At 61.8% G+C, this 24,132-nt stretch carries 22 protein-coding genes; 9 read left to right on the forward strand and 13 right to left on the reverse strand.

All coding sequences use genetic code 11. The annotated features are described in order from the left end of the window. Positions 1–39: 39 nt before the first annotated feature. Positions 40–498, reverse strand: coding sequence for a CopD family protein (locus tag NLX68_RS16280; protein WP_010221072.1), 459 nt, complete (start codon positions 496–498; stop codon positions 40–42). A gap of 97 nt (positions 499–595) precedes the next feature. Here NLX68_RS16280 and dinG point away from each other — a divergent pair, with 97 nt between their 5' ends. The 5 genes from dinG (at position 596) to pdxH (ending at position 8,077) form a co-directional block, all read left to right on the forward strand. Then, positions 596–2,740, forward strand: coding sequence for an ATP-dependent DNA helicase DinG (dinG, locus tag NLX68_RS16285; protein ID WP_254284802.1), 2,145 nt, complete (start codon positions 596–598; stop codon positions 2,738–2,740). Positions 2,741–2,819: 79 nt separating this feature from the next. Then, a complete protein-coding gene (locus NLX68_RS16290; RefSeq protein WP_254284803.1) occupies positions 2,820–5,078 on the forward strand; it encodes a beta-galactosidase in 2,259 nt (752 codons plus the stop codon). Between the two features lie 107 nt (positions 5,079–5,185). After that, positions 5,186–6,331 (forward strand): serine hydrolase domain-containing protein, encoded by a 1,146-nt coding sequence (locus NLX68_RS16295; RefSeq protein ID WP_254284804.1) that lies wholly within the window; start codon positions 5,186–5,188, stop codon positions 6,329–6,331. Positions 6,332–6,430: 99 nt separating this feature from the next. Beyond that, positions 6,431–7,411: an OmpA family protein gene (locus NLX68_RS16300; RefSeq protein WP_254284805.1), complete on the forward strand. Its 981-nt coding sequence runs from the start codon at positions 6,431–6,433 to the stop codon at positions 7,409–7,411. A gap of 18 nt (positions 7,412–7,429) precedes the next feature. After that, positions 7,430–8,077, forward strand: coding sequence for a pyridoxamine 5'-phosphate oxidase (pdxH, locus tag NLX68_RS16305; protein ID WP_010221077.1), 648 nt, complete (start codon positions 7,430–7,432; stop codon positions 8,075–8,077). Here pdxH and NLX68_RS16310 read toward each other — a convergent pair. Then, on the reverse strand, positions 8,074–8,310 hold the full coding sequence (locus NLX68_RS16310) for a hypothetical protein (protein WP_254284806.1): 237 nt from the start codon (positions 8,308–8,310) through the stop codon (positions 8,074–8,076). The genes pdxH and NLX68_RS16310 overlap by 4 nt on opposite strands. Before the next feature lie 147 nt (positions 8,311–8,457). Here NLX68_RS16310 and NLX68_RS16315 point away from each other — a divergent pair, with 147 nt between their 5' ends. After that, complete coding sequence (locus tag NLX68_RS16315; RefSeq protein WP_010221079.1) at positions 8,458–8,922, forward strand: glycine zipper 2TM domain-containing protein; 465 nt, start codon at positions 8,458–8,460, stop codon at positions 8,920–8,922. A 67-nt stretch (positions 8,923–8,989) separates the two neighbouring features. On the opposite strand, the gene nhaA is transcribed toward NLX68_RS16315, so the two are convergent. Next, positions 8,990–10,171, reverse strand: a complete 1,182-nt coding sequence (gene nhaA, locus NLX68_RS16320) for a Na+/H+ antiporter NhaA (protein WP_254284807.1) — start codon at positions 10,169–10,171, stop codon at positions 8,990–8,992. Positions 10,172–10,394: 223 nt separating this feature from the next. Between nhaA and NLX68_RS16325 the strand changes: the two genes are divergently transcribed. Continuing rightward, on the forward strand, positions 10,395–11,489 hold the full coding sequence (locus NLX68_RS16325; RefSeq protein WP_254284808.1) for a PLP-dependent cysteine synthase family protein: 1,095 nt from the start codon (positions 10,395–10,397) through the stop codon (positions 11,487–11,489). Positions 11,490–11,603: 114 nt separating this feature from the next. Here the strand turns inward: NLX68_RS16325 and NLX68_RS16330 are convergent, their stop codons facing one another. From NLX68_RS16330 to NLX68_RS16340, 3 genes are all read right to left on the reverse strand, one after another. Then, a complete protein-coding gene (locus NLX68_RS16330) occupies positions 11,604–13,217 on the reverse strand; it encodes an NAD(P)/FAD-dependent oxidoreductase (protein WP_254284809.1) in 1,614 nt (537 codons plus the stop codon). A gap of 106 nt (positions 13,218–13,323) precedes the next feature. Then, positions 13,324–13,998, reverse strand: coding sequence for a COG3650 family protein (locus tag NLX68_RS16335; RefSeq protein ID WP_254284810.1), 675 nt, complete (start codon positions 13,996–13,998; stop codon positions 13,324–13,326). Between the two features lie 70 nt (positions 13,999–14,068). Then, positions 14,069–14,668, reverse strand: a complete 600-nt coding sequence (locus tag NLX68_RS16340) for a short chain dehydrogenase (protein WP_254284811.1) — start codon at positions 14,666–14,668, stop codon at positions 14,069–14,071. A gap of 107 nt (positions 14,669–14,775) precedes the next feature. Here NLX68_RS16340 and NLX68_RS16345 point away from each other — a divergent pair, with 107 nt between their 5' ends. Next, positions 14,776–15,684: a LysR family transcriptional regulator gene (locus NLX68_RS16345; RefSeq protein ID WP_254284812.1), complete on the forward strand. Its 909-nt coding sequence runs from the start codon at positions 14,776–14,778 to the stop codon at positions 15,682–15,684. 4 nt (positions 15,685–15,688) lie between these two features. On the opposite strand, the gene NLX68_RS16350 is transcribed toward NLX68_RS16345, so the two are convergent. The 6 genes from NLX68_RS16350 to NLX68_RS16375 all read right to left on the reverse strand — a co-directional run bounded on the left by NLX68_RS16350 (position 15,689) and on the right by NLX68_RS16375 (position 21,080). Then, complete coding sequence (locus NLX68_RS16350) at positions 15,689–15,937, reverse strand: hypothetical protein (RefSeq protein ID WP_254284813.1); 249 nt, start codon at positions 15,935–15,937, stop codon at positions 15,689–15,691. Between the two features lie 145 nt (positions 15,938–16,082). Further along, positions 16,083–16,784 carry an ABC transporter ATP-binding protein gene (locus NLX68_RS16355; protein ID WP_010221088.1) on the reverse strand — a complete coding sequence of 234 codons (702 nt, stop codon included), beginning with the start codon at positions 16,782–16,784 and terminating at the stop codon, positions 16,083–16,085. Continuing rightward, positions 16,785–17,552, reverse strand: a complete 768-nt coding sequence (gene livG / locus NLX68_RS16360) for a high-affinity branched-chain amino acid ABC transporter ATP-binding protein LivG (RefSeq protein ID WP_254284814.1) — start codon at positions 17,550–17,552, stop codon at positions 16,785–16,787. Then, positions 17,549–18,805, reverse strand: coding sequence for a high-affinity branched-chain amino acid ABC transporter permease LivM (locus tag NLX68_RS16365; protein WP_254284815.1), 1,257 nt, complete (start codon positions 18,803–18,805; stop codon positions 17,549–17,551). Before NLX68_RS16365 ends, livG begins: the two co-directional genes overlap by 4 nt. Beyond that, the gene (gene livH / locus NLX68_RS16370) at positions 18,802–19,725 is read right to left on the reverse strand and encodes a high-affinity branched-chain amino acid ABC transporter permease LivH (protein ID WP_010221091.1); all 924 of its coding nucleotides are present in this window, start codon (positions 19,723–19,725) and stop codon (positions 18,802–18,804) included. Before livH ends, NLX68_RS16365 begins: the two co-directional genes overlap by 4 nt. Before the next feature lie 227 nt (positions 19,726–19,952). Further along, positions 19,953–21,080, reverse strand: coding sequence for a branched-chain amino acid ABC transporter substrate-binding protein (locus NLX68_RS16375; protein ID WP_010221092.1), 1,128 nt, complete (start codon positions 21,078–21,080; stop codon positions 19,953–19,955). A gap of 362 nt (positions 21,081–21,442) precedes the next feature. Here NLX68_RS16375 and NLX68_RS16380 point away from each other — a divergent pair, with 362 nt between their 5' ends. Next, positions 21,443–21,748, forward strand: a complete 306-nt coding sequence (locus tag NLX68_RS16380; protein WP_010221093.1) for a DUF2288 domain-containing protein — start codon at positions 21,443–21,445, stop codon at positions 21,746–21,748. Positions 21,749–21,933: 185 nt separating this feature from the next. Here NLX68_RS16380 and NLX68_RS16385 read toward each other — a convergent pair whose 3' ends face one another. Beyond that, complete coding sequence (locus NLX68_RS16385) at positions 21,934–24,114, reverse strand: hypothetical protein (protein WP_254284816.1); 2,181 nt, start codon at positions 24,112–24,114, stop codon at positions 21,934–21,936. Between the last annotated feature and the right edge of the window lie 18 nt (positions 24,115–24,132).

Raw genomic sequence — 24,132 nt, forward strand, 5'->3', positions numbered from 1 at the left:
GCCGGCGATGGGCTGCGTAGCAGCCCCCCGGCCTTCAATTCACCACAACACCCCTCCCGACAGCACCACTGCGATCCCCAGCATCAGGTTGATCCCGACCATCCGGCGAATCCTCGCCATGACCGCCGCGCCTGCAGGCCAGTCTTCGGCCTGCACTGCCTTGCGCAGTTCCGGGTACAGCAACGACTGGATACGAAAGAACAGGGCGAACATCGCAATCGCGCCACCGATCATCACCTGAACATGCCGCGGTGTCGTCTCGAAGCTGGCAAAACGCGTATTGATCATGATCACACCGCTGATCGCCAGCACCGCGATCGCGATCCACACCCACACGAAAAAACGCTGAAACACTTCCACCCACAGGCGCAGACGAGCGGGGCCATCCAGGGCTGCAACCGCCGCAGGGCGCAGGATCAGCCAGGCAAAGAACATCCCCCCGACCCACACCAGGGCGGCCAGAACATGCAGGCTATAAGGAAGGGCAAAGATGGGCATCGGGATCTCCATTCGGCGCAAAGGGCAATAGCGGGGTATGATAGCGACCCAACCGAAACACTGAAAATTTATCCAGCCCTTCGGGCGCCCCGACACCATGATCAGCAACGAACTCAAAACCACGATTCAGGGCGCCTATTCGCGTTTTCTCGAAGCCAAGAGCCTCAAGCCCCGCTACGGCCAGCGCCTGATGATTGCCGAAGTGGCCAAGGTGCTCGGCGATATCGACTGCGACGACGAAGGTCGGCGCGTCGGTGAACCGGCTGTGGTCGCAGTCGAGGCCGGCACCGGTACCGGCAAGACGGTGGCCTATAGCCTGGCCTCGATTCCGGCGGCCAAGGCGGCCGGCAAGCGCCTGGTAATCGCCACCGCCACGGTTGCCCTGCAGGAGCAGATCGTCTTCAAGGACCTGCCCGACCTGATGCGCAACAGCGGCCTGAATTTCAGCTTCGCCCTGGCCAAGGGCCGGGGCCGCTACCTGTGCCTGTCGAAACTCGACCTGCTGCTGCAGGAAGGCCAGGCACAGTCGGCCACCGCCCAGCTGTTCGAAGAGGAAGGCTTCAAGATCGAAGTCGATGAAGCCAGCCAGAAGCTGTTCACCAGCATGATCGAGAAGCTCGCCGGCAACCGCTGGGATGGCGACCGTGACAGCTGGCCCCAGGCCCTGGAAGACCAGGACTGGGCGCGCCTGACCACCGACCATAGCCAGTGCACCGGCCGTCATTGCCCGAACTTCCAGCAGTGCACCTTCTACAAGGCTCGCGAAGGCATGGGCAAGGTCGATGTGATCGTCACCAACCATGACATGGTCCTGGCTGACCTGGCCCTGGGCGGCGGCGCCGTGCTGCCGGACCCGCGCGACACCATTTATGTGTTCGACGAAGGCCACCACCTGCCCGACAAGGCCATCGGCCACTTCGCTCACTACACCCGTTTGCGCTCGACCGCCGACTGGCTCGAGCAAACCGCCAAGAACCTGACCAAACTGCTGGCCCAGCATCCGCTGCCCGGCGACCTGGGCAAACTGATCGAGCAGGTGCCGGAGCTGGCCCGCGAGATCAAGGCCCAGCAGCAGTTCATGTTCAGCGCCTGCGAGCAGGTCGCCGATTTCCGCCCCGGCGAAGACATGGAAGGTCGCGAGCGGCCCCGTCATCGCTTCGAAGGCGGAGTGGTCCCCGAGCACATGCGCGAGATGGGCATCGAGCTGAAAAAGGGCTTCTCGCGCCTCAACGACCTGTTCACCCGCCTGACCGAGCTGCTCAAGGAAGGCATGGACGGCGAAGTCAACATCGGCATCGCCAGCCATCAGGCCGAGGAGTGGTACCCGCTGTTCGGCAGCCTGTTGATGCGTGCCCAGGGCAACTGGGAGCTGTGGACCGCCTTCACCGCCGAGGACCCGGAAGACAGCCCGCCCATGGCCCGCTGGCTGACCCTGGCGGAAAGCGGTGCGCTGTTCGACATCGAGGTCAATGCCAGCCCGATCCTCGCCGCCGAAATGCTCCGGCGCAACCTGTGGAGTGTCGCCCATGGCGCCCTGGTGACCTCGGCCACCCTTACTGCGCTGGGCAAGTTCGATCGTTTCCGCATGCGTGCCGGGCTGCCCAAGACTGCGGTCACCAGCGTCGTGCCGAGCCCCTTCCACCACGTCGATGCCGGCGTGCTGCGGGTGCCGGACCTGCGCGCCGACCCGCGCGATGCCGCCGCCCACACGGCGGCGATCATCCGCGACCTGCCGGAGCTGGTGGAAGGTTCGCGCGGTTCGCTGGTGCTGTTTTCTTCGCGCAAGCAGATGCAGGACGTGTTCGACGGCCTGGACCGCGACTGGCGCAAGCAGGTGTTCATCCAGGGCAACCTGTCCAAGCAGGAAACCCTCAACAAGCACAAGGCGCGGGTCGATGGCGGTGATTCCAGCGTGCTGTTCGGCCTGGCCAGTTTCGCCGAAGGCGTCGACCTGCCGGGCGCCTATTGCGAGCACGTGGTGATTGCCAAGATTCCGTTCGCGGTGCCGGATGATCCGGTCGAGGCAGCCCTGGCCGAATGGATCGAGGCCCGGGGCGGCAATCCGTTCATGGAAATCGCCGTGCCGGATGCCTCGCTGCGGCTGATCCAGGCCTGCGGGCGCCTGCTGCGCACCGAAGAGGATCGCGGCACCATCACCCTGCTTGATCGGCGCGTGGTCACCCAGCGCTACGGCAAGGCTATTCTCAATGCGTTGCCACCGTTTCGCAGAGAAATTTCCTGAAACCCGGAGCGCAATGCTCCGGGCGTTGTCTATCACTCAGTTCAAGGCCCTATGGGCCCTCAAGGAGAGCACCAGCCCTATGATTCGCCGTACCTTGCCTGCCGTATTCGCACTGTTGTTCAGCACGCCGCTGCTGGCCGGGCAACAGACGCTGTTCAGCTTCGTTCGCCCGGCCGCGGTGGTCAATGTGGTGACCGAAGATGCCAGCCTGCCGCAGTACAACGCAGAGCAGACGGCCGAGGGCGAGGTGCTGCGCCGGGTGGTGTTCAACCCGGTGCAGCAGCCCAAACTGCGCCTGACTCCGCAGTCCGGTGCCTGGGACTGGTCCACTGCCACGGCCATGACCTTGCGTCTGCAAAGCGCCATGGACTGGGCGCTGACCGTCGATGTGACGGTACAGAGCAGCGATGGCAAGACCCTCACCAGCCGCATCGACCTGCCGGCGGGCCCGGCGCAAACCGTCTATGTGCCGCTCAAGGCCAGCTCGCCCCTGAGCCAGGGCATGCGTGCCGGGCCGCCGATGCCCTGGGTGCATGAGGGCCAGCGGGTGTTGCTGACCAGCAGCGCCGGCGAGGTCGACCTCAAGCAGGTGGTATCGGTGACCTTGTCGATGAACAAGCCCAATGTCGCCCAGAGCATCCTTATCGAGCGCGTCGGCACTCAGGATGACGACCAGTTGCAGAAGGCCGTGTACTCCGGCTTGATCGACGGCTATGGCCAGTCCACCCGCGGCCGCTGGCCGGAGAAGGTTGTCAGCGACGATCAGCTCAAGGCCGCCGCCAGCCGTGAGCAGCAGCAGCTCAAGGGCTGGCTGGGCGAGCGCAGCAAGCTCAAGCTGGACAAGTTCGGCGGCATCAACGAGGGGCCGGCGTTCGAGGCCAAGGGCTTCTTCCGTACGGAAAAACGCGAGGGCCGCTGGTACCTGGTGACGCCGCAAGGGCACCCGTTCTACTCCCTGGGCGTCAACACCGTGGCCGCCGACGGCGGTCGCACTTACGTCGCCGGGCGCGAAGCCATGTTCAGCGCGCTGCCGCAACCGGGTGAAGCGCTGGCGCAGTTCTACGGCGAGGGCAACAATAACGATGGCAACGGCTCGGCCCGTGGCCGCAACTTCAACCAGGGGCGCTGGTTCGACTTCTATGCCGCCAATATCGAGCGCAGCCATGGCACACCGTGCACGCCGGTGGCAGCCAGCGACAAGGCCCCGGCGGTTGAATGCCCGGTAGCCAGCTTCGACAAGCAACGCTGGCAGGGTCATACCCTCGATCGCCTGCAGGCCTGGGGCTTCAATACCCTGGGCAACTGGAGCGAGCCGACGCTGGGCCAGGCCAGCCGCATGCCCTACACCTTGCCGCTGTCGATCGTCGGTGACTATGCCAGTATCAGCACCGGCATGGACTGGTGGGGCGGCATGCCCGACCCGTTCGACCCACGCTTTGCCATGGCCACCGAGCGTGCGGTGGCGATTGCCGCCCGCGACCACCGCGACGACCCTTGGCTGATCGGTTATTTCGCCGACAACGAACTGGCCTGGGCCGCCCCCGGGGATGACCCCAAGGCCCGTTACGCCCTGGCCTATGGCACTTTGCGCCTGACTACCGACGTGCCGGCCAAGCGCGCCTTCCTCAAGCAGCTGCGCGACAAATACCGCAACCAGGCTGGCTTGTCCAAGGCCTGGGGCATTGACTTGCCGGCCTGGGAGCTGATGGAAGACCCTGGCTTCGAGCCGCCGCTGCCAAGCCCTGAGCACCCGGAGATCGAAGCCGACTTCAAGTACTTCCAGAAGGTCTTCGCCGAAACCTATTTCAAGACCATTGCCGACTCGCTGAAATGGCATGCGCCCAATCACCTGTTGCTCGGTGGCCGCTATGCCGTGAGCACCCCGGAAGCGGTCGCCGCTTGTGCCGAGTACTGCGACGTCATCAGCTTCAACTTCTACACGCCCAAACCACAGGACGGTTACGACTTCAGCCAGCTCAAGGCGCTGGACAAGCCGGTGCTGGTCTCCGAGTTCCAGTTCGGCTCCCGTGATCGCGGCCCGTTCTGGCCGGGGCCGATGGAAGTGGCCAAGGAAGAAGGCAGGGCGCCAGCCTATGCCGGCTTCGTCAAGGCCGCTGTGGATGAGCCGTCGATCGTCGGCGTGCACTGGTTCCAATACCTCGACCAGCCGGCCAGCGGGCGTCTGCTCGATGGCGAGAATGGCCACTTCGGCCTGGTGGGCATTACCGATGTGCCGTTCCAGGGCTTTGTCGACGGTGTGCGCAAAAGCAACCTGCAGGCTCAGGAGCAGATCGGTAAAACCCTCGTAGCCACGCAGAAAACGCCCAAGGCCCCCTGACAGCAGCCGTCTGGCGTGGACCGCCCGGCTTCTGTCTGTTCCCAAATCGTGCGCAGACTGAAACAATGCACACCCTATTGAGAAGCCGGTTTTGCGGGAGTTGCTGGGTGCAGATTCAGGGTCATTACGAGCTTAAGTTCGAAGCAGTGCGTGAAGCCTTTGCGGCGCTGTTCGACGATCCCCAGGAGCGTGGCGCAGCGCTGTGCATCCAGGTCGGTGGCGAGACCGTCATCGACCTCTGGGCCGGTAGCGCCGACAAGGACGGGGCCGAGGCCTGGCACAGCGACACCATCGCCAACCTGTTTTCCTGCACCAAGATGTTCACCGCCGTGACGGCCCTGCAATTGGTCGGCGAGGGCAAGCTGGCCCTGGATGCGCCTGTGGCGCGTTACTGGCCGGAATTCGCCCAGGCCGACAAGCAATCGATCACCCTGCGCCAGTTGCTCAGCCATCGCGCCGGTGTACCGGCCTTGCGCGAGTTGATGCCGGCCGAAGCCTTCTATGACTGGCAAACCATGGTCCAGGCGCTGGCTGGCGAATCGCCCTGGTGGACGCCCGGCACCGCCCACGGTTATGCGGCCATCACCTTTGGCTGGTTGATCGGCGAGTTGATCCGCCGTGCAGATGGCCGCGAGCCAGGCGAGTCGATCGTCGCGCGCACCGCCAGGCCGCTGGGTCTGGACTTTCATATCGGCCTGGCCGAAGAAGAATTCCATCGGGTTGCGCACATCGCCCGCGGCAAAGGCAACCTGGGCGATGAAGCGGCCCAGCGCCTGCTCCAGGTAACCCTGCGTGAGCCACAGGCCCTGTCGACCCGGGCCTTCACCAACCCGCCAGGCATGCTCACCAGTACCAACAAGCCAGAGTGGCGCCGGATGCAGCAACCGGCGGCCAATGGCCATGGCAATGCCCGCAGCCTTGCCGGTTTCTATGCTGGCCTGCTCGATGGCAGCCTGCTGGAGTCGGAACTGCTGGATGAACTGACGCGGGAGCACAGCCTCGGCCAGGACCGGACCTTGTTGACCCAGACCCGTTTTGGCCTGGGCTGTATGCTCGATCAGCCACGCGTGGCAAACGCTACCTTTGGTCTGGGCGCGCGCGCCTTCGGCCACCCGGGGGCGGGTGGCTCGGTGGGCTTTGCCGACCCGGAACATGATGTTTCCTTTGGTTTTGTTACCAACACCCTGGGCCCTTACGTGCTCATGGACCCTCGGGCGCAGAAGCTGGTGCGGGTATTGGCCAGCTGCCTTTGATCGGTTGACCCCGTTGTGGCCTGAACCCTTTGGCTATTCTGAAATCCAAAGCCCTGCATTGCTGGGCCAAATTTCTTTCATTTTCATGGTGTATCGCTGATGTCTTCGCATAAATCCTTAGCTCTCGCCCTGTGCCTGGCTGTCACCGGCTGCGCGCAGCATCCTCAGCAACACGGGGCCGCTGATGCCGGTTTCAACTGGTGGCCATTTGGCTCGGACCAGGTCGTCGACAAGGAAGTTAAGGACGTGGTAACCGAAAAAGTGGCCAAGGCCGACGCCAAGTCGGACAGCGCCAGCCGCTGGTGGTGGCCGTTTGGCGAGAGCGACAAGAGCAAGGTCGCTGCCGTGCCGAAAATCGACCGCAAGGCGACCCAGGCCTGGCTGGACAGTTACGAGCCGAAGCTGCGCGAAGCCATCAAGGACAGCAAGTTCGAAGTCGAACGCCGTGAAGACGTGTTGGTCGTGACCGTGCCGGTCGACAGCTCCTACAACCCGGACCGCCCGGCCATGCTCCTGCCGGTCACCCTTGGCCCGATCACCCGTGTGGCCAAGGCCATCGAGACCGACAAGCAGACCGCAGTGCTGGTCCTCGGCCATGCCGATAGCAGTGGGGTCGCGGCAGCCAATACCAAGCTCAGCCAGGAGCGCGCCCAGTCGGTGGCCGCCATTTTCCGTCTCAGCGGCCTGGAACGCGATCGCCTGATGCTGCGTGGCATGGGCTCGCAAATGCCGCGCGCGGCCAACGACAGCCTCGAGGGCCGCTCGCTGAACCGCCGCGTCGAGCTGGTGCTGACGCCACAGAACACCATGGTCGCCTTGCTGGCCAAGTACAAGCAGCCGACCCCGAGCCCGGCCGAACTGGTTGCCGTGCAGGATGCCAAAGCCCCAGCCAAGGTCGCGGCTAAGCCGGCTGCCAAGCCTGCGGCCAAGGCCCCGGCGAAAAAAGCCACTGCAGCCAAGAAAGCCGCACCAGCCAAGAGCGCGGCCAAGAAGCCTGCCGCCAAGCCTGCGGCGAAAAAGGCTGCGGCACCGGCGGCGAAAAAAGTCGCTGCCAACACCAGCCCTGCGAAGACCAACTGATCGTCAAGGAACGCAGTAATGACCCAATCCCTGGCCGATATGCGCCGCGATTACACCCGTGACGGCCTGACCGAAGCCTTGGCTCCGGAGCAGCCGTTCGCGTTGTTTCGTCAGTGGTTCGATGACGCCCTGAAAACCGAGCAACCACCGGTGGAAGCCAATGCCATGACCCTGGCAACGGTGGATGGCGATGGTCGTCCGCATTGCCGGATCGTTTTGCTCAAAGGCCTGGATGAGCAAGGTTTTACCTTCTTCACCAACTATGAAAGCGCCAAGGGCCAGCAATTGCTGGTCAATCCCTTTGCGGCCATGACGTTCTTCTGGCCGGCGCTGGAGCGTCAGGTGCGCATCGAAGGCCGGGTGGTCAAGGTCAGCCAGCAGGAATCGGACGAGTACTATCAGGTGCGCCCGCTGGGCAGCCGCCTGGGGGCCTGGGCTTCTCCGCAGAGTCAGGTGATTGCCGACCGTGCCGAGCTCGAAGGCCTGGTAAAGGCCACCGAGCAGCGCTTTAGCGACAACCAGCCGCATTGCCCGGAGCACTGGGGCGGCTATCGCCTGTTGCCCGAGCGTATCGAGTTCTGGCAGGGGCGCGCCAGCCGCCTGCACGACCGCCTCAATTACCGCTTGCAGCAGGGCAACTGGCTGCGTGAGCGCCTCGCGCCTTAATCGGCCGGGTAACCGGCGGCCTCACGCTCCAGCCAGGCCGCCAGTTCACTGCGTTTGACCTTTTGCGCCTTGGCGCTGTCCAGACGTTGTAGCATGAAGGCCTTCTTGCCTTCGTCTTCGCCTGCCAGTGACAAGGCCAGGTCACGGTCCATCCAGCGCTTGATGCGAACGTAGATCCACCAGTGGAAGTAAAGGCCTGCCACGGTGGTGATGACGACGATGAAGTAATCCATGTCTATCCTTGCGCTAGAAGTTTCTACAGGCTGCCCCGATAGAACAGGCTGTACGGAAGCTGAATGGAAGCAATTTTACCGCGCATCTGTCGTGACAGTCGTCAATGCGCGGAGTCTAATGGGCATCTGTCTTACGGAGATCATCCAATGCGTAAATCTGTTCTGCTGGTGGCAAGCTTCACCACAATGTCGCTGCTGCTTGGCGGTTGTGCCTCGAGCCTGACCGGCGATTCGTACTCCCGTGATGAAGCACGCCGTGTGCAGACCGTGCGCATGGGCACCATCGAGTCTCTGCGGCCGGTGAAAATCGAAGGTACCAAAACCCCGATCGGCGGTGGCGCCGGTGCAATCGTTGGCGGCGTCGCCGGTAGCGCGGTGGGTGGCGGTCGCGGCAGTATCGTTGCCGCCGTGATCGGTGCCGTGGCCGGTGGCCTGGCAGGTTCTGCGGCCGAAGAAGGCCTGACCCGTACCCAGGGCGTGGAAATCACCGTGCGTGAAGACGACGGCAGCATGCGTGCCTACGTGCAGGCGGTGCAACAGAACGAGATTTTCCGCGTCGGTGAGCGTGTGCGGATCATGACCGTCGACGGTACCAGCCGGGTTACTCACTGAGTGGTGAACCCGCCATTAAAAACCCCGACTCGGCAGCGCCGGTCGGGGTTTTTTATTGCCTTGAATTTCAGGCCACGGCGGGCTTGCGACTCGACAGCGCGGTGATGCCATAGCCGATCAGCGCGGCAAGGATGGACCCGGTGAGGATCCCCATGCGGTCCATGCCGGCGTATTCGCTGCTGCCCGGTACAAAGGCCAGGGAGCCGACAAACAGGCTCATGGTAAAGCCGATGCCGCAGAGAATCGCGACCCCAAGCACCTGGCCCCAATTGGCACCTGCGGGCAACGCAGCCATGCCAGCCTTGATCATCACCCAGGCGAAGCCGAATACCCCGAGGGTCTTGCCCACCAGCAGGCCGACGGCGATGCCCATGGGCACGTGATGGGTAAAGCTTTCAAGGCTGACGCCCGTCAGCGACACACCGGCGTTGGCAAAGGCAAACAACGGCAGGATGCCATAGGCGACCCAAGGGTGCAGGGCATGCTCCAGGCTCAGCAGCGGGGAGGGCTCGGCGTTTTTCGTGCGCAGCGGGATGCACAGCGCCAGGGTGACCCCGGCCAGGGTGGCATGCACACCGCTCTTGAGCACGCAGACCCAGAGGATCAGGCCGACCACCATGTACGGGCCGAGCTTGACCACCCCCAGCCGGTTCATCGCAATCAGCACCAGCAGGCAGGCTGCCGCCAGGCCCAGCGACAGGCTCGACAACGTGCCGGAGTAGAACAGGGCGATGACGATGATCGCGCCCAGATCGTCGATGATCGCCAGGGTCATCAAAAACAGCTTGAGCGAAACCGGTACACGCTTGCCCAGCAGGGCCAGCACGCCGAGGGCGAAGGCGATGTCGGTGGCCATGGGGATGGCCCAGCCAGCCACGGCGGCCGGGTTGTCCTTGTTGAGGAACCAGTAGATCAGCGCCGGTACCACCATGCCGCCGATGGCGGCAGCGCCGGGCAGGACGATCTGCGAGGGCTTGGAGAGGTGGCCATCGACCACCTCGCGCTTGACCTCAAGGCCGATCAGCAGGAAGAACAAGGCCATCAGGCCGTCGTTGATCCACAACAGCAAGGGTTTGGCAATTTTCAGGGCGCCAATCTGGGCGACCACCGGAACATCCAGCAGGCCGTTGTACAGGTAAGACAGCGGCGAATTGTTGATGATCAGGGCCAGGGCGGCTGCAGCAATCAGTAATAGACCGCTGGCAGCTTCCAACTGAAAGAAACGTGTGAAAGTGCTACGCAGGGGCAAGGGCGCTCTCCATCCTGAAGGTTCTGATAGGGGCACACCCTACCCTGTGGTGATATTCTTTAAAACAAAAACTATATTCTTTTTTGTTATATGCTGTAACCAACTCACGCCATGCAGCCTAGCAGTTGCAGTCGATAATTCACCGTGGCTGTATCTGTAGGAGTTATCAGAATTTTCCTAACATGTTCTACAGAACTTCGACCTTTTTGCCCGAGAATCGACCATGAACGATCACCGCCAGTGGGCTCGTGAAGCCATCCGCATTATCGAAGCGGACTTCCAGCGTAGCGCCGATACCCACCTGATCCCGCTGCCGCTGCCAGGCTTTCCCGGTGTCGAGCTGTATTTCAAGGATGAGTCGAGCCACCCCACCGGCAGCCTCAAGCACCGGTTGGCGCGGTCGTTGTTTCTGTATGCCTTGTGTAATGGCTGGTTGCGCCCGGGGGCGCCAGTGATCGAGGCGTCCAGCGGCTCGACAGCCATCTCCGAAGCTTACTTTGCGCGCTTGCTCGGGCTGCCTTTCATTGCCGTGGTACCTGCCAGCACATCGCAGGAGAAGATCGCCCAGATTGCCTTCTACGGTGGCCAGAGCCATCTGGTGCAGGACCCGACGCAGATCTACGCTGAGTCCGAACGTCTGGCCCGGGAAAGTGGTGGGCACTTCATGGACCAGTTCACCTATGCCGAACGCGCTACCGACTGGCGGGCCAACAACAACATCGCCGAATCGATCTTTGCCCAGATGCGTTTCGAGCAGTTCCCCGAGCCGAGCTGGCTGATCTCCAGCCCGGGTACGGGCGGCACCACTGCCACGTTGGGCCGCTATGTGCGCTATCGCCAGCATGCTACCCGGGTACTGTGCGCCGATGCCGAGCGCTCGGTATTTTTCGACAGCTACAGGACCGGTGACCGTTCCCTGCGCCTGGACTGCGGTTCACGCATTGAAGGCATCGGCCGGCCGCGGGTGGAGGCTTCGTTTTTGCCACAAGTGATTGACGCCATGGTCAAGGTACCGGACGCCCTGTCACTGGCGGCCATGCATTACCTGGCGCAGCGCCTGGGCCGACGAGTCGGCGGTTCGAGCGGCACCAACCTGATTGGCGCCCTGGCGGCGGCGCAGCAGATGCGCGCAGCAGGGGAGGCCGGCTCGATCGTGGCAATACTGTGTGATGGCGGCGATCGCTATGCCACCACTTACTATGACCAGGAATGGTTGAACGGGCAGGGGTATCAGTTGGAGGGCTTGATTGCGGCGGTGCAGGCGTGTGTCGAGCGCGGTGAGGCGTTGCCGGCGTCGGTATTGCGCGAGGGTCTTTGAAGGGCGGGCTGCCTTGCAGCCCATCGCTGGCAAGGCCAGCTCCCACAAGGTCCGCTGCGACTCAGACCCCTGTGGGAGCCGGCGTTGCCGGCGATTACGGTGTTGCGGTATGAATCAGGCCTGCAAGCCCAGCATACTGCGCGCCACCGCTTCAGCAATGCGAACCCCGTCAACACCCGCCGACAGGATCCCGCCGGCATAACCTGCGCCTTCACCCGCTGGGAACAGGCCCTTGAGGTTCAGGCTCTGCATGCTGGCATCGCGGGTGATACGCAGCGGCGATGAGGTGCGGGTTTCGATACCGGTCAGCACCGCGTCAGGCAGGTTGTAGCCCTTGATCTGCCGATCGAAGGCCGGCAACGCTTCACGAATCGCCTCGATGGCAAAATCAGGCAGGCTCGGTGCCAGGTCGCCAAGGCTGATGCCAGGCTTGTACGAAGGCTCGACACTGCCAATAGCCGTGGAGGGTCGCCCGGCGACAAAGTCACCGACCAGTTGCGCCGGCGCCTGGTAGTTGCTGCCCCCCAGCACATACGCGTGGGCTTCGAGCTTTTCCTGCAACTCGATACCGGCCAGCGGGCCGCCCGGATAATCTTGCTCAGGGGTGATGCCAACGACGATACCGGAGTTGGCATTGCGCTCGTTACGCGAGTACTGGCTCATGCCGTTGGTCACGACTCGGCCCGGCTCGCTGGTAGCAGCAACCACGGTGCCGCCCGGGCACATGCAGAAGCTGTAGACCGAACGGCCGTTCTTGGCGTGGTGCACCAGCTTGTAGTCGGCAGCGCCCAGTTTCGGGTGGCCGGCGTACTTGCCCAGGCGCGCCTGGTCGATCAGCGATTGCGGGTGCTCGATACGAAAGCCGATGGAGAACGGCTTGGCCTCCATGAACACGCCACGGGCATGCAGCATGCGGAAAGTGTCACGGGCACTGTGGCCCAGGGCCAGGACCACGTGGTGCGAGTGCAGCTGTTCGCCGCTTGCCAGCACCACGCCATTGAGCTGGCCGTCGTCCATCAGCAGGTCGGTGACCTTTTGCTCGAAGCGCACTTCGCCGCCCAACGCCTGGATCTCGTGGCGCATGTTCTCAACCATGCCGGTCAGGCGGAAGGTACCGATGTGCGGCTTGCTGACGTAGAGAATCTCATCCGGCGCACCGGCTTTGACGAACTCATGCAGCACCTTGCGGCCGTGGTGCTGCGGGTCCTTGATCTGGCTGTACAGCTTGCCGTCGGAGAAGGTCCCGGCGCCGCCTTCGCCGAACTGCACGTTCGACTCGGGGTTGAGCACGCTTTTGCGCCACAGGCCCCAGGTGTCCTTGGTGCGCTGGCGGACTTCCTTGCCGCGCTCGAGGATGATCGGCTTGAAGCCCATCTGCGCCAACAGCAGGCCGGCGAAGATCCCGCACGGGCCGAAGCCGACGACGATGGGGCGCTCCTGCAGGTCGGCAGGGGCCTGGCCAACCACTTTGTAGCTGACATCCGGGGCGACGTTGACGTTGTGATCGTCGGCGAACTTTTGCAGCAGTTCGGCTTCGTTGCTCGCTTGCAGGTCGATGGTGTAGATGAACAGCAGCTCGCTGTTCTTCTTGCGTGCATCGTAGCTGCGCTTGAACAGGGTGAAGTCCAGCAGTTGCTCGTCGCTGATCCCCAAGCGTTGCACGATGGCCTCGCGCAAGGCTTCATCAGGATGATCCAGCGGCAGCTTCAGTTCGGTGATTCGTAACATGGCAGGGTCCAGTATCCCGGCCATGAACGGCCGGCGGCTTTACACAAACCGCCAAGTATAAGCTGTTCGCCGCCTTTGCAGGCAGGTTAAACGCGTGCGCCGATGATCAGTCGTTGCGCGAGCCACCGTAATAGGCGCAGCCGCGCAGGGTCTGGCCGTCGACCCGCAGTTCGGCCCTCAGGTGCTGCACACTGCCGGTGGCGCTGTCGACGCAGCGTTGTGGGGCGACCCAGAGTTCGACTTTCTGGCCATTGGCTTCGGTATTGAGGCTGAAGCGGCCGTCGGGCAGTTGTTCTTCCAGGTAGGGTACGGCCAGGGACGGTTGGCCGACGCGCTCCAGGACCATGCCTTTGCCGCTGGCCTTGAGGCTCCAGTCCGGCGCGTGGCCGCTGGCGCGCAGGGTCAGGCGCTTGAAGTTGGGGTCGCTGCAGGCGCTGCTGGAATGCTCGACGCGGTACAGGCGCTGCACATTGAACTGGCCGTCGTTGCCGCCTTTCTGGCTGGCCGACAGCGTGCCGCGTACGTCGGCGAACAAGGTGCCGGGGGTTGCCGCCAGTGCACTGGCTTCCTGCAGCAGGCCGGTGTTGCCGCTGTCATTGACGGCAAAGCGGCGGGTTTCTTCGCAGGGTTTGAACAGCAGTTGCCCACCCTGGGCGCTCAGTTCGCCCTGCATGCGGGTCTGGCCGGCGGTAGAGGCAGCCTGGGGCTTTTCAGCCAGCATCTGGCAGCCGGCAAACAGCGGCAACACAGCGACAAGCAACAGCGAAGGGGCGGCACGCATCAAGCAAACTCCAGCATCTCGAGCAAAAGGTGCCGCCACGTTACGCAGGCTTGTCGCCGATCACAAGGGTCTAGCCGACCTGGTAGCTCTGGCCGGTTTGCAAACCTTCGACACTCTTGGCATAGGCCAGTGCCACGTCGGCGGCCGGCACTGGTTTGAAACCACGGAAGTACGGGGCATAGGTTGGCATGGCCTCGACCAGCACGTTAGGGCTGATGGCGTTGACCCGCAGGCCACGGGGCAACTCGATGGCGGCGGCTTTGACGAAGGCATCCAGGGCACCGTTGACCAAGGCGGCTGAAGTGCCGGTACGAATCGGGTCACGGTTGAGAATGCCGCTGGTGAAGGTGAACGAGCCGCCATCGTTGATGAACTCGCGACCGATCAGCAGCAGGTTGACCTGGCCCATGAGCTTGTCGTTCAGGCCCAGGGCGAAGTGCTCCGCGCTCATTTCCTCCAGGGCCGCGAAGGTCACGTTGCCAGCGGCGCAGACCAGGGCATCGAAGCGGCCGGTCTGTTCGAACAAGCGGCGAATCGAAGCGCTGTCGCTGATGTCCACCTGATAGTCGCCGCTGTTGCGGCCGATGCGCAGCACTTCGTGGCGTTGTTCCAGCTCTTTGGCAACCGCCGAACCGATGGTACCGCTGGCGCCGATCAACAGGATTTTCATGGGGCCCTTCCTCATGGGTAGTGAAGACAAGGCTCAAGTCTAGGGTGGATTTTTCTGCAGATAAGCGTGCTAATAGGCAACCTTTGGTTTTCATGTGGAAACAATCCATGAGCGACCTCGATGACCTGGCGGCCTTTGCCGTGTTGATGGATGCCGGCAGTTTCACCCTGGCCGCGCAACAACTGGGCTGGAGCAAGGGGCAGCTGTCCAAGCGCATCAGTGCCCTGGAGGCCAGCCATTCGGTGAAGTTGCTGCACCGCACGACACGGCGGCTGAGCCTGACGGCTGCCGGCGCCATGTTGCTGCCCCAGGCGCAGGCACTGGTGCGGCAGATGGAAGGGGCGCGGCAGACCCTGGCCATGCTCAAGGACGAACTGGCGGGACCGGTGCGTATCACCGTGCCGGTGTCCTTGGGCGAGACGTTTTTTGAAGGGCTGTTGCTGGAGTTCGCCACGCGCTACCCGGATTTGCAGGTAGAGCTTGAGCTGAACAACGGTTACCGCGACCTGCTGGGTGATGGCTTCGACCTGGCGATTCGAACCGACGTCCAGGATGACGCGCGCCTGGTCGCCCGCCCGGTGCTGGCCATGCAGGAACTTACCTGTGCCAGCCCTGGTTACCTGCAGCGCCATGGGGAGCCGAAGACGCCGAGCGAGTTGAGCGGCCATCGCTGTCTGCTCAACAGCCACTACAGCGGCCGTGAAGAGTGGTTGTATCACCAGCAGCACGAACTGTTGCGGGTGCAGGTGGCTGGCAGTTTTGCCAGCAATCATTACAGCTTGCTGAAGAAGGCGGCGCTGCTGGGCGCGGGGGTTGCCCGGCTGCCATCGTACATGCTGCATGCGGAGCTCGCTGACGGTCGCTTGCAGTGGTTGCTGCGCGACTATCAGACGCGCAGCGTACCGTTGTTTCTGGTGCACCCCTATCAGGGCGGGATGCCCAGGCGGGTCCAAGTGCTGGCCGATTACCTGCTGGCCTGGTTCCGGCGCAGCAGCCAGGCGCTACGGACCCTTTAGGGGGTTACATTTTGTCGTCGTGCATTTCGTTTTTCATCATCTTGTCGTCCTTGGGCATCGTCTTGTCCATTTTCTTGTCGTTGCTCATGTCCATCTTTTTGTCGTCGGCCATTTTCTTGTCCATTTTCATGTCCTTGTCCATGCTCGCTTCCTTGCTCATTTTCATGTCGTCGGCTGCGTGTACCGCGGGCAGGAAGGCCAGGCTCGAACCGAGGGAGAGGATGAGTGCGGCGGCGCTGAGGGTCTTGTTCATGATGAGGCTCCAGTAGTCAGAGGAGGCAAGAGCCAGCGGTTCTGGCTCACCTGCAGCACTAGAGTCCCTTGCCGTGGAGGCGTTACAGCGGGCAAGAAAAAAGGCCCGAAGGCCTTTTTCCTGTTGGAGCATGCAGCCTTGGCTATCAACCGCCCAGGTAGGCGTCGCGAACCTTCGGGTCGGTCAGCAACGCTTCACCGGTACCTTCCATCACCACCCGGCCGTTTTCCAGCACATAGGCACGGTCAGCGACTTTCAGCGCCTGGTTGGCGTTCTGTTCGACCAGGAACACCGTCACGCCATCGCGGCGTAGCTGCTCGATGATGTCGAAGATCTGCTGGATGATGATCGGCGCCAAGCCCAACGATGGCTCGTCGAGCAATAGCAGCTTGGGCTTGCTCATCAGTGCACGGCCAATGGCGAGCATCTGCTGTTCGCCGCCGGACATGGTGCCGCCACGCTGGCTGAAGCGCTCCTTCAGGCGCGGGAACAGTTGCAGGACCTTGTCCATCTGCTCCTGGTAATCGCCCTTGCTGGTGAAGAAGCCGCCCATGGCCAGGTTCTCCTCCACGGTCAGGCGGGCGAACACGCGGCGGCCCTCAGGGACCACGGCGATGCTCTTGCGCATGATGTGCGAGGATGACTGGCCGACGAGCTCTTCGCCCAGGTAGCGGATACTGCCGCTGTGGGCCTGCGGCGAGCCGCAGAGGGTCATCAGCAGGGTCGACTTGCCGGCACCGTTGGCGCCGATCAGGGTGACGATCTCGCCCTGGCGGATCTCGACGTTGACGCTGTGCAAGGCCTGGATCTTGCCGTAGAAGGTGGAAACGTTTTCGAACTGCAGCATTTACGCTTCCCCCAGGTAGGCTTTGATCACTTCAGGGTTGTCGCGGATCTGTTCCGGCGTACCGTCGGCCAGGGGCGTGCCCTGGTTGATCACCACGATGTGGTCGGAGATGCTCATCACCAGCTTCATGTCGTGTTCGATCAGCAGCACGGTGACGTTGTGCTCCTCACGCAACATGCTGATCAGCGCCTTGAGGTCTTCGGTCTCCTTCGGGTTCAGGCCCGCCGCCGGTTCGTCGAGCATCAGGATCCGCGGGCGGGTCATCATGCAGCGGGCGATTTCCAGGCGCCGTTGCTGACCATAGGCCAGGGTGCCGGCAGTACGGTTGGCGAACTCGGTGAGGTTGACCTTGTCCAGCCAGAACTGGGCGAAGTCCATGGCTTCGCGCTCGCTGCGACGAAACCCCGGGGTCTTCAGCAGGCCGGCGAAGAAGTTGGTGTTCAGGTGCCGGTGCTGGGCGATCAGCAGGTTCTCCAGGGCGGTCATCTCTTTGAACAGACGCACGTTCTGGAAGGTCCGCACCACACCCTTGCGGGCGATCTGATGGCCGGCCAGGCCCTGGATCGGCTGGCCGTCGAGCAGGATGCTGCCGGCGCTCGGCTTGTAGAAACCGGTCAGGCAGTTGAACACCGTGGTCTTGCCGGCGCCGTTCGGGCCGATCAACGCCACCACCTGTTTTTCCTTGACGGTCAGGGCCACGCCGTTGACCGCCAACAAGCCGCCGAAGCGCATGCTCAGGCCGTTGACTTGCAGAATTTCGCGGCTCATCGACGCAGCTCCATATGTGGACGTTGCATAGGCAGCAGGCCTTGCGGACGCCAGATCATCATCAACACCATCAGCGCACCGAACATCAACATGCGGTATTCGCTGAAGTCACGCATCAGTTCCGGCAGCAGGATCATCACAACGGCCGCGAGGATCACGCCCAGTTGCGAGCCCATGCCGCCGAGCACGACGATGGCCAGGATGATGGCCGACTCGATGAAGGTGAACGACTCCGGTGTCACCAGGCCCTGGCGGGCGGCGAAGAAGCTGCCGGCGAACCCGGCGAAGCAGGCACCCAGGGTGAACGCCGAGAGCTTGATCACGGTAGGGTTCAGGCCCAGTGCACGGCAGGCGATCTCGTCTTCACGCAGGGCTTCCCAGGCGCGACCGATCGGCATGCGCAGCAGCCGGTTGATCACGAACAGCGCCAGCAACGCCAGCAGCAGTGCCACCAGGTAGAGGAAGATCACCTTGTTGATCGAGTTGTACTGCAGGCCGAAGAACTCGTGGAAGGTCTGCATGCCCTCGGCGGCCTTGCGTTCGAAGGTCAGGCCGAAGAAGGTCGGTTTCTCGATGTTGCTGATCCCGTTGGGACCACCGGTCAGGCCGGTGAGGTTACGCAGGAACAGGCGGATGATCTCACCGAAACCCAGGGTCACGATGGCCAGGTAGTCACCGCGCAAGCGCAACACCGGGAAACCGAGCAGGAAGCCGAAGGTCGCCGACATCAGGCCGGCGATCGGCAGGCAGACCCAGAAGCTCAGGCCGTAGTAGTGCGACAGCAGGGCGTAGCTGTAGGCGCCGACGGCGTAGAAGCCGACATAACCCAGGTCAAGCAGGCCAGCCAGGCCGACCACGATGTTCAGGCCCAGGCCCAGCAACACGTAGATCAGGATCAGGGTGGCGATGTCGACCGCGCCGCGCGAGCCGAAGAACGGCCACACCAGGGCCACGGCGATCAGGCCGAGGATGATGTAGCGCTGGGTCCGCGGCAGGGTCAGGAAGTGGCTGACCTTGGGCGATACCAGCGGGCCCTTGGGCGCTGACTTCATCAGGCCGCTCCACTGCTTGTCGAACAGCACGCGCAGGAACATCAGCACCGAGCAGGCGGCGATGATCGACAGGGTCAGTGGCCCCTGGCCGTGTACTTCCAGGTTGATGCCGACGATGCTGAGTTTCAGGCCAAGTACCGGGAAGGCCACGGCCCAGACCAGCAAGGCGCTGAAAAACGCCGATTTGAGATGTCTGTTCATACTTTTTCAACCTCCGGACGGCCGAGAATGCCGGTCGGACGGAACAACAGCACCAGAACCAAAAGGCCGAACGCCACAACGTCCTTGTACTGGTCACCGAAGATATCGGCGCCAAAGGCTTCAGCCACCCCCAGCACCAGCCCGCCGAGCATGGCGCCCGGAATGCTGCCGATGCCGCCCAATACCGCCGCGGTAAAGGCCTTCAGGCCCACCAGGAAACCGGCGTTGGGGTTGATCACCCCGTACTGCATGCTCAGCAGCACGGCCGCCACCGCCGCCAGGGCGGCACCGATGACGAAGGTCAGGGCGATGATGTTGTTGGTATTGATGCCCAACAGGTTGGCCATCTTGATGTCTTCGGCACAGGCCCGGCAGGCCCGGCCCAGACGCGAGCGGGAGATGAACAGGGTCAAACCGGTCATGGCCACCAGGGTGACGATGAAAACCAGGATCTGCATGTAGGAGATCAGCACTTCCTCTGCGCCGCCCGGGCCGAAGGAGATACTCCCAGGGATCAGGTTGGGTATGGACTTGTCCTTGGAGTCCTGGGATAGCAATACGGTGTTTTGCAGGAAAATCGACATGCCGATGGCAGAAATCAGCGGGATCAACCGGTTGCTGTTACGCAACGGACGGTAGGCGACCCGTTCGATACTGTAGCCATAGGCACTGGTAACGACGATCGTCGCGATGAACGCGGCGGTCATCAGCAGCGGCAGTGAATCGATACCCATCATGGCAAGCCCGGCAAGGGCGATGAAGGCCACGTAGGAACCGATCATATAGACCTCGCCATGGGCGAAGTTGATCATTCCAATGATGCCGTAAACCATTGTGTAGCCAATGGCTATCAAGGCATAGGTGCTGCCAATGGTCAGACCATTAACCAGCTGTTGGAAGAAGTGATAGATCTCAGGCATTACAGCGCTCCTAAAAACCTGATACGCATTTCACTGGTGGGGATGCCCCCGGCCCGGTCTTGTGGTCTTGGCCACTTCGGCACAGGCAACTGCCAGCGAACCGCTGGTGACGGTTTTAAGATTTTCAGGTGAACCTGCTCCCGGATCGCGGGAATCAGGCCCATGAACCTCGTAAAACAAAGCCCACTGCTCGCACAGTGGGCTTGTAGTCATATAGTCAGACGGGATTACTGAGGAGAAACTTCGGTTTTAGGTTTGCCGAAATGCCATTCGTAGACCACGAATTTGAAGTCTTTCAGGTCGCCCTTGGCGTCGTACGACAGGTCGCCGGTCGGGGTCTTGAAGGTACCGGCGTGGATGGCAGCAGCCACCTTGTCGGAGTCTTCTGACTTGGCGGCCTTGATGCCTTCGGCGATCAGCGTGACAGCCGAGTAGGCCGGGAACACGAACGGGCCGCTAGGGTCTTTGCCGTCGGCCTTGATGGCGTCAACGATGGCCTTGTTCGCAGGGTCGGCGTCGAAGGACTTGGGCAGGGTGACCAGCAGGCCTTCGGAGGCGTTCTGGGCGATTTGCGAGATGGAGTCGTTACCGACACCTTCCGGGCCCATGAACTTGGCTTTCAGGCCTTTTTCCTGGGCTTGGCGCAGGATCAGGCCCAGCTCTGGGTGGTAGCCGCCGTAGTAGACGAAGTCGACGTTGGCTTGCTTGAGCTTCTGGATGATCGAGGAGAAGTCCTTGTCACCGGCGTTCAGGCCTTCGAACACGGCAACCTTGGTGCCTTTGCCTTCCAGGGTCTGCTTGACCGCAGTGGCGATGCCTTCACCGTATTGCTGCTTGTCGTGCAGCACGGCAACCACTTTCGGCTTGACGTGGTCGGCGATGTAGTTGCCGGCGGCAGGGCCCTGGGCGCTGTCCAGGCCGATGGTGCGGAAGACCAGCTTGTAGCCGCGAGCGGTGATTTCCGGGCTGGTGGCAGCCGGGGTAATCATGATCACGCCTTCGTCTTCGTAAATGTCGGAAGCGGGTTGGGTGGAGCTGGAGCACAGGTGGCCGATCACGAACTTGACGCCATCGTTGACCACTTTGTTGGCGACTGCCACGGCCTGTTTAGGGTCGCACGCGTCGTCGTATTCCTTGGCTTCAAGCATCTTGCCGTCGACGCCGCCCTTGGCGTTGATGTCCTTGATGGCTTGTTTGGCGCCAACGAACTGCATGTCGCCGTACTGAGTGACCGGACCGGTTTTCGGGCCGGCGATGCCGATCTTGATGGTATCGGCTGCAAACGAATGGCTGGCAACCCCGGCCAGAACCATTGCGGCAAACAGCTTGGAAATCTGCTTAGTAGCCTTACTCATAGTGCTCCACTCATTCTGTTGTAATTTTTATAGTCCTGGCGGCCAGAGCTTGAGGACCGGATCAGGTTCCATGGGAGGCCACGCCTCGTCACGGACCCGGATAACCCCCGGATTGGCCCTGGCAACTGTACCGGTACAGTGTAGAGCGCTGCTTTGTCGCTTGAAAAGCAGGCCCGCTGGGGCAAAAACCAGGGGTGTCGCCTAATCGACAGAAAGTTATATAAAAGCGCCACTGCTTTGCCAGTTTCACTGGCCGAGCCCGGGCATTTACCACCTTGTCGATCAATTACTTATTTTGAAACTGGGTTTTTCTGCAAAAATACCGACCTTTATTGCGGTCGAATTATTTCTGGTAGGAACCCATGACTGATCAACCAAGCACCCTCTATGCCAAATTGCTCGGCGAGACAGCAACAATCGAGTGGAAAGCGCTGGAGCGTTTTTGGGCCAAGGGTGACCTGATTTGGGTCGACCCTAGCCTGGACCTGATCGAAGTTGCGCAGGCAATGGCCGAAAACCGTAGCGAAACCTTTGCTGCATGGCGTAATGCTGGCACTGTCGGCGCGGTCACTACAGAGCAGGCGCTAGACCTTCAGAGCCGCGATCCAGAGATCTGGGCGGTGGTGGTTTCGCCGTTTATCGTGATTCAGGAAAAGACCAACGGCTGATCGCGCGCCAAAATGGTGCGTGAAAATGCACAGCGAGAAGGTTTTGGTGCTCGGGACTGTTCAGTCGTGGTGGCTGTTGGTAACAGTTGAGTGTGCCGAGAGAGAGCGGTAACAGTCTGATCGCGGGGCAAGCCCGCTCCCACAGCGATCTCTGTAGGAGCGGGCTTGCCCCGCGATGCTTTCAATCAGTAATCCACTTTCCCGGTGTGGCTGTTCAACGAGATCACCCGGGTCTTGCCGATGCGGTGACGGTAAATCTCACGCAGGTACTTCACCGCTTTCTTCACGCATTCGCGTGACAGCCGGATGTCATTGATCGAGACGAACTTGCTCTTGTCGTTGATCAGTTCGCGGTACTTCTTCTCGTACATCGGTTTGATCGCATACCAGTTGGTATCGAGGATCTTCGCCGGGTTTTCGAACTCGTTGAGCAGGTCGTCGATGCGGTCTTCATCGAAGGCATCGCTGGTGATGAATTCGAGGATGGCGTTGTCCAGGGTGTCGTCGAAACGGTACGGATTACGCGCGAAGCAACGCTTGATGAAGGCCACGATCAGGGTCAGGAAGTCGTCCGACAGGCACGGGCTCTTGGCGATCAGAGTGGTCAGCGAGAGGTTGGCCGAGGCCCCGATGACCAGCGCGTAGCGCTTGAGCGTGGTGTTGGGGAACAGGCTGTTGAGGTGCGTCTTGAGCCGGTTCAGGTCCATGTACGACAGCTTGTAGTCCTTGGGCAGCGACACGATCGACACCACCGACGAACAGTTCTTGAAAAAGTGCAGGTCGTGCAGCGCTGCCGCGTCATAGCCGGAGGCCTGGTACTGCTCGAGGGCGGCGCGGTAGCGCCGGGACTCGATCGGCAACAGGCTGATGCCTTCGATCGCCTGGGTCACCTTGTTGAAGTGCGGCAGGTCGATGGAACGGAAGAACAGGTCGTCGATGTTCAACCGTGGCTGCTCTTTCTCGAACACTTTGAATTTATCCGAACTTGGCGACGGCTGTTCCGGTACCACCGATTCGGCATAGGCGATGGCCACGGGGCCGGCCAGGCTCATGAACAGGTCGTTGGCATCCAGGCGGATGGTTTCGCCAATGTCGATGCCGGCGCGACGGAAGTAGTTCTGGTCGTAGTCGGTGGTCACCGCCTGGGCGGTGAGGATGTTGAAGATCTGCTGGGAGATGTACTGGTTGGCGTGCTTCTCCATGGCATTGACGTCGATGTTCTGGATGTTGCCGTCATCGTTCTCTTCGGCGTAACGCATGATGTCGTTGGAGATCAGCATCATGGCGTTCCACGGGCGGATACGGCCCATGACGCTGGCTTCGCTGCTGTCTTCATTGTCGAAGTTGTAAGAGAAATCCCATTCCTCTGACAGGTACTTACACAGCAGCCGGCCAGCGTTGATATGCAGGGCTTCGGACATTTCACTGCGGTGATCAGAAATGTTCGGCAGCACGCAGATGCCGCTGGTGAAGATCGGCTCGAAGACAAACGAATGGCCGCTCTTGCCGTCGTTCTCGTCGGCCGGCTTGGTATCGAAGGTCTTGTTCATGTACGAGTATTGCTGGGCCAGGCCGAACTCCGACGCCATCCCCGAGCCCGTACCACCGCCGGCGCTGAAGATGTAGAAGTACAAGCGCGACTGGTTGGCCTTGATCCCGCAGGAGTCGATCAGGTACGAGTGGATCAGCTTCCAGTCGGCGCTGGAAAAACGGTGGGTTTCCTTGTTGAGGATGATCTTGGCCAGGTACTGGCCGAGAATCGGCGCGTTACCGGCACCCCCGGCATGGACTTCCGAGAGGTCCATGATCTTCATCTTGCTGTAATCGCGGATAAAGCCGCTCTTCTCGCCCTTGCGCGAGAAGCGGATGCGCCCGGCGATGTCCTTGTCCAGGTCACCGAGCATGACCAATGGCTCTACCAGGAATACCGGTTTGGTGCCCTTGTTCTGCACCAGGCGCAGGTTGTTGCGAATCCAGCGTGCCGGGCTGTAGTTCGGTTCGCTGCCCGCGCGGTCTTCGTTGTTGAATTCGTTGAGGTAGAAGGTCCTGGCGTTGTATACAAGTTCTGCGACATCCAGGGCGATGTTCGAGCCACAGCGGCCCAGGCCAATCAGGCACACCGAAGGGAACTGCTGGTCCAGGCGCAGTTGGGCATCGTCTTCGACGTGCACGCTGGGCGGGAACACCAGATCGCGCAGGCCGTCGAGGTTGTCGAGGATGCGCTGGATATCGGTTTCGGTGAAATACAGGTACTGCTGCGGGTTAAGCGCCCGCGGGCTGTAGTAACTCGAGCCGGGAGCGCTGTACGCGGGAGTGGATGAAGTCAGCTCGGAAACCGCGTTGGCAGAAGTAGTCTTGGAGGTCATTTTGCGCCATTTGCCTGG

Origin of the sequence: Pseudomonas sp. SBB6 (genome assembly GCF_024213215.1) — a bacterium.
Lineage (GTDB): Bacteria > Pseudomonadota > Gammaproteobacteria > Pseudomonadales > Pseudomonadaceae > Aquipseudomonas > Aquipseudomonas donghuensis.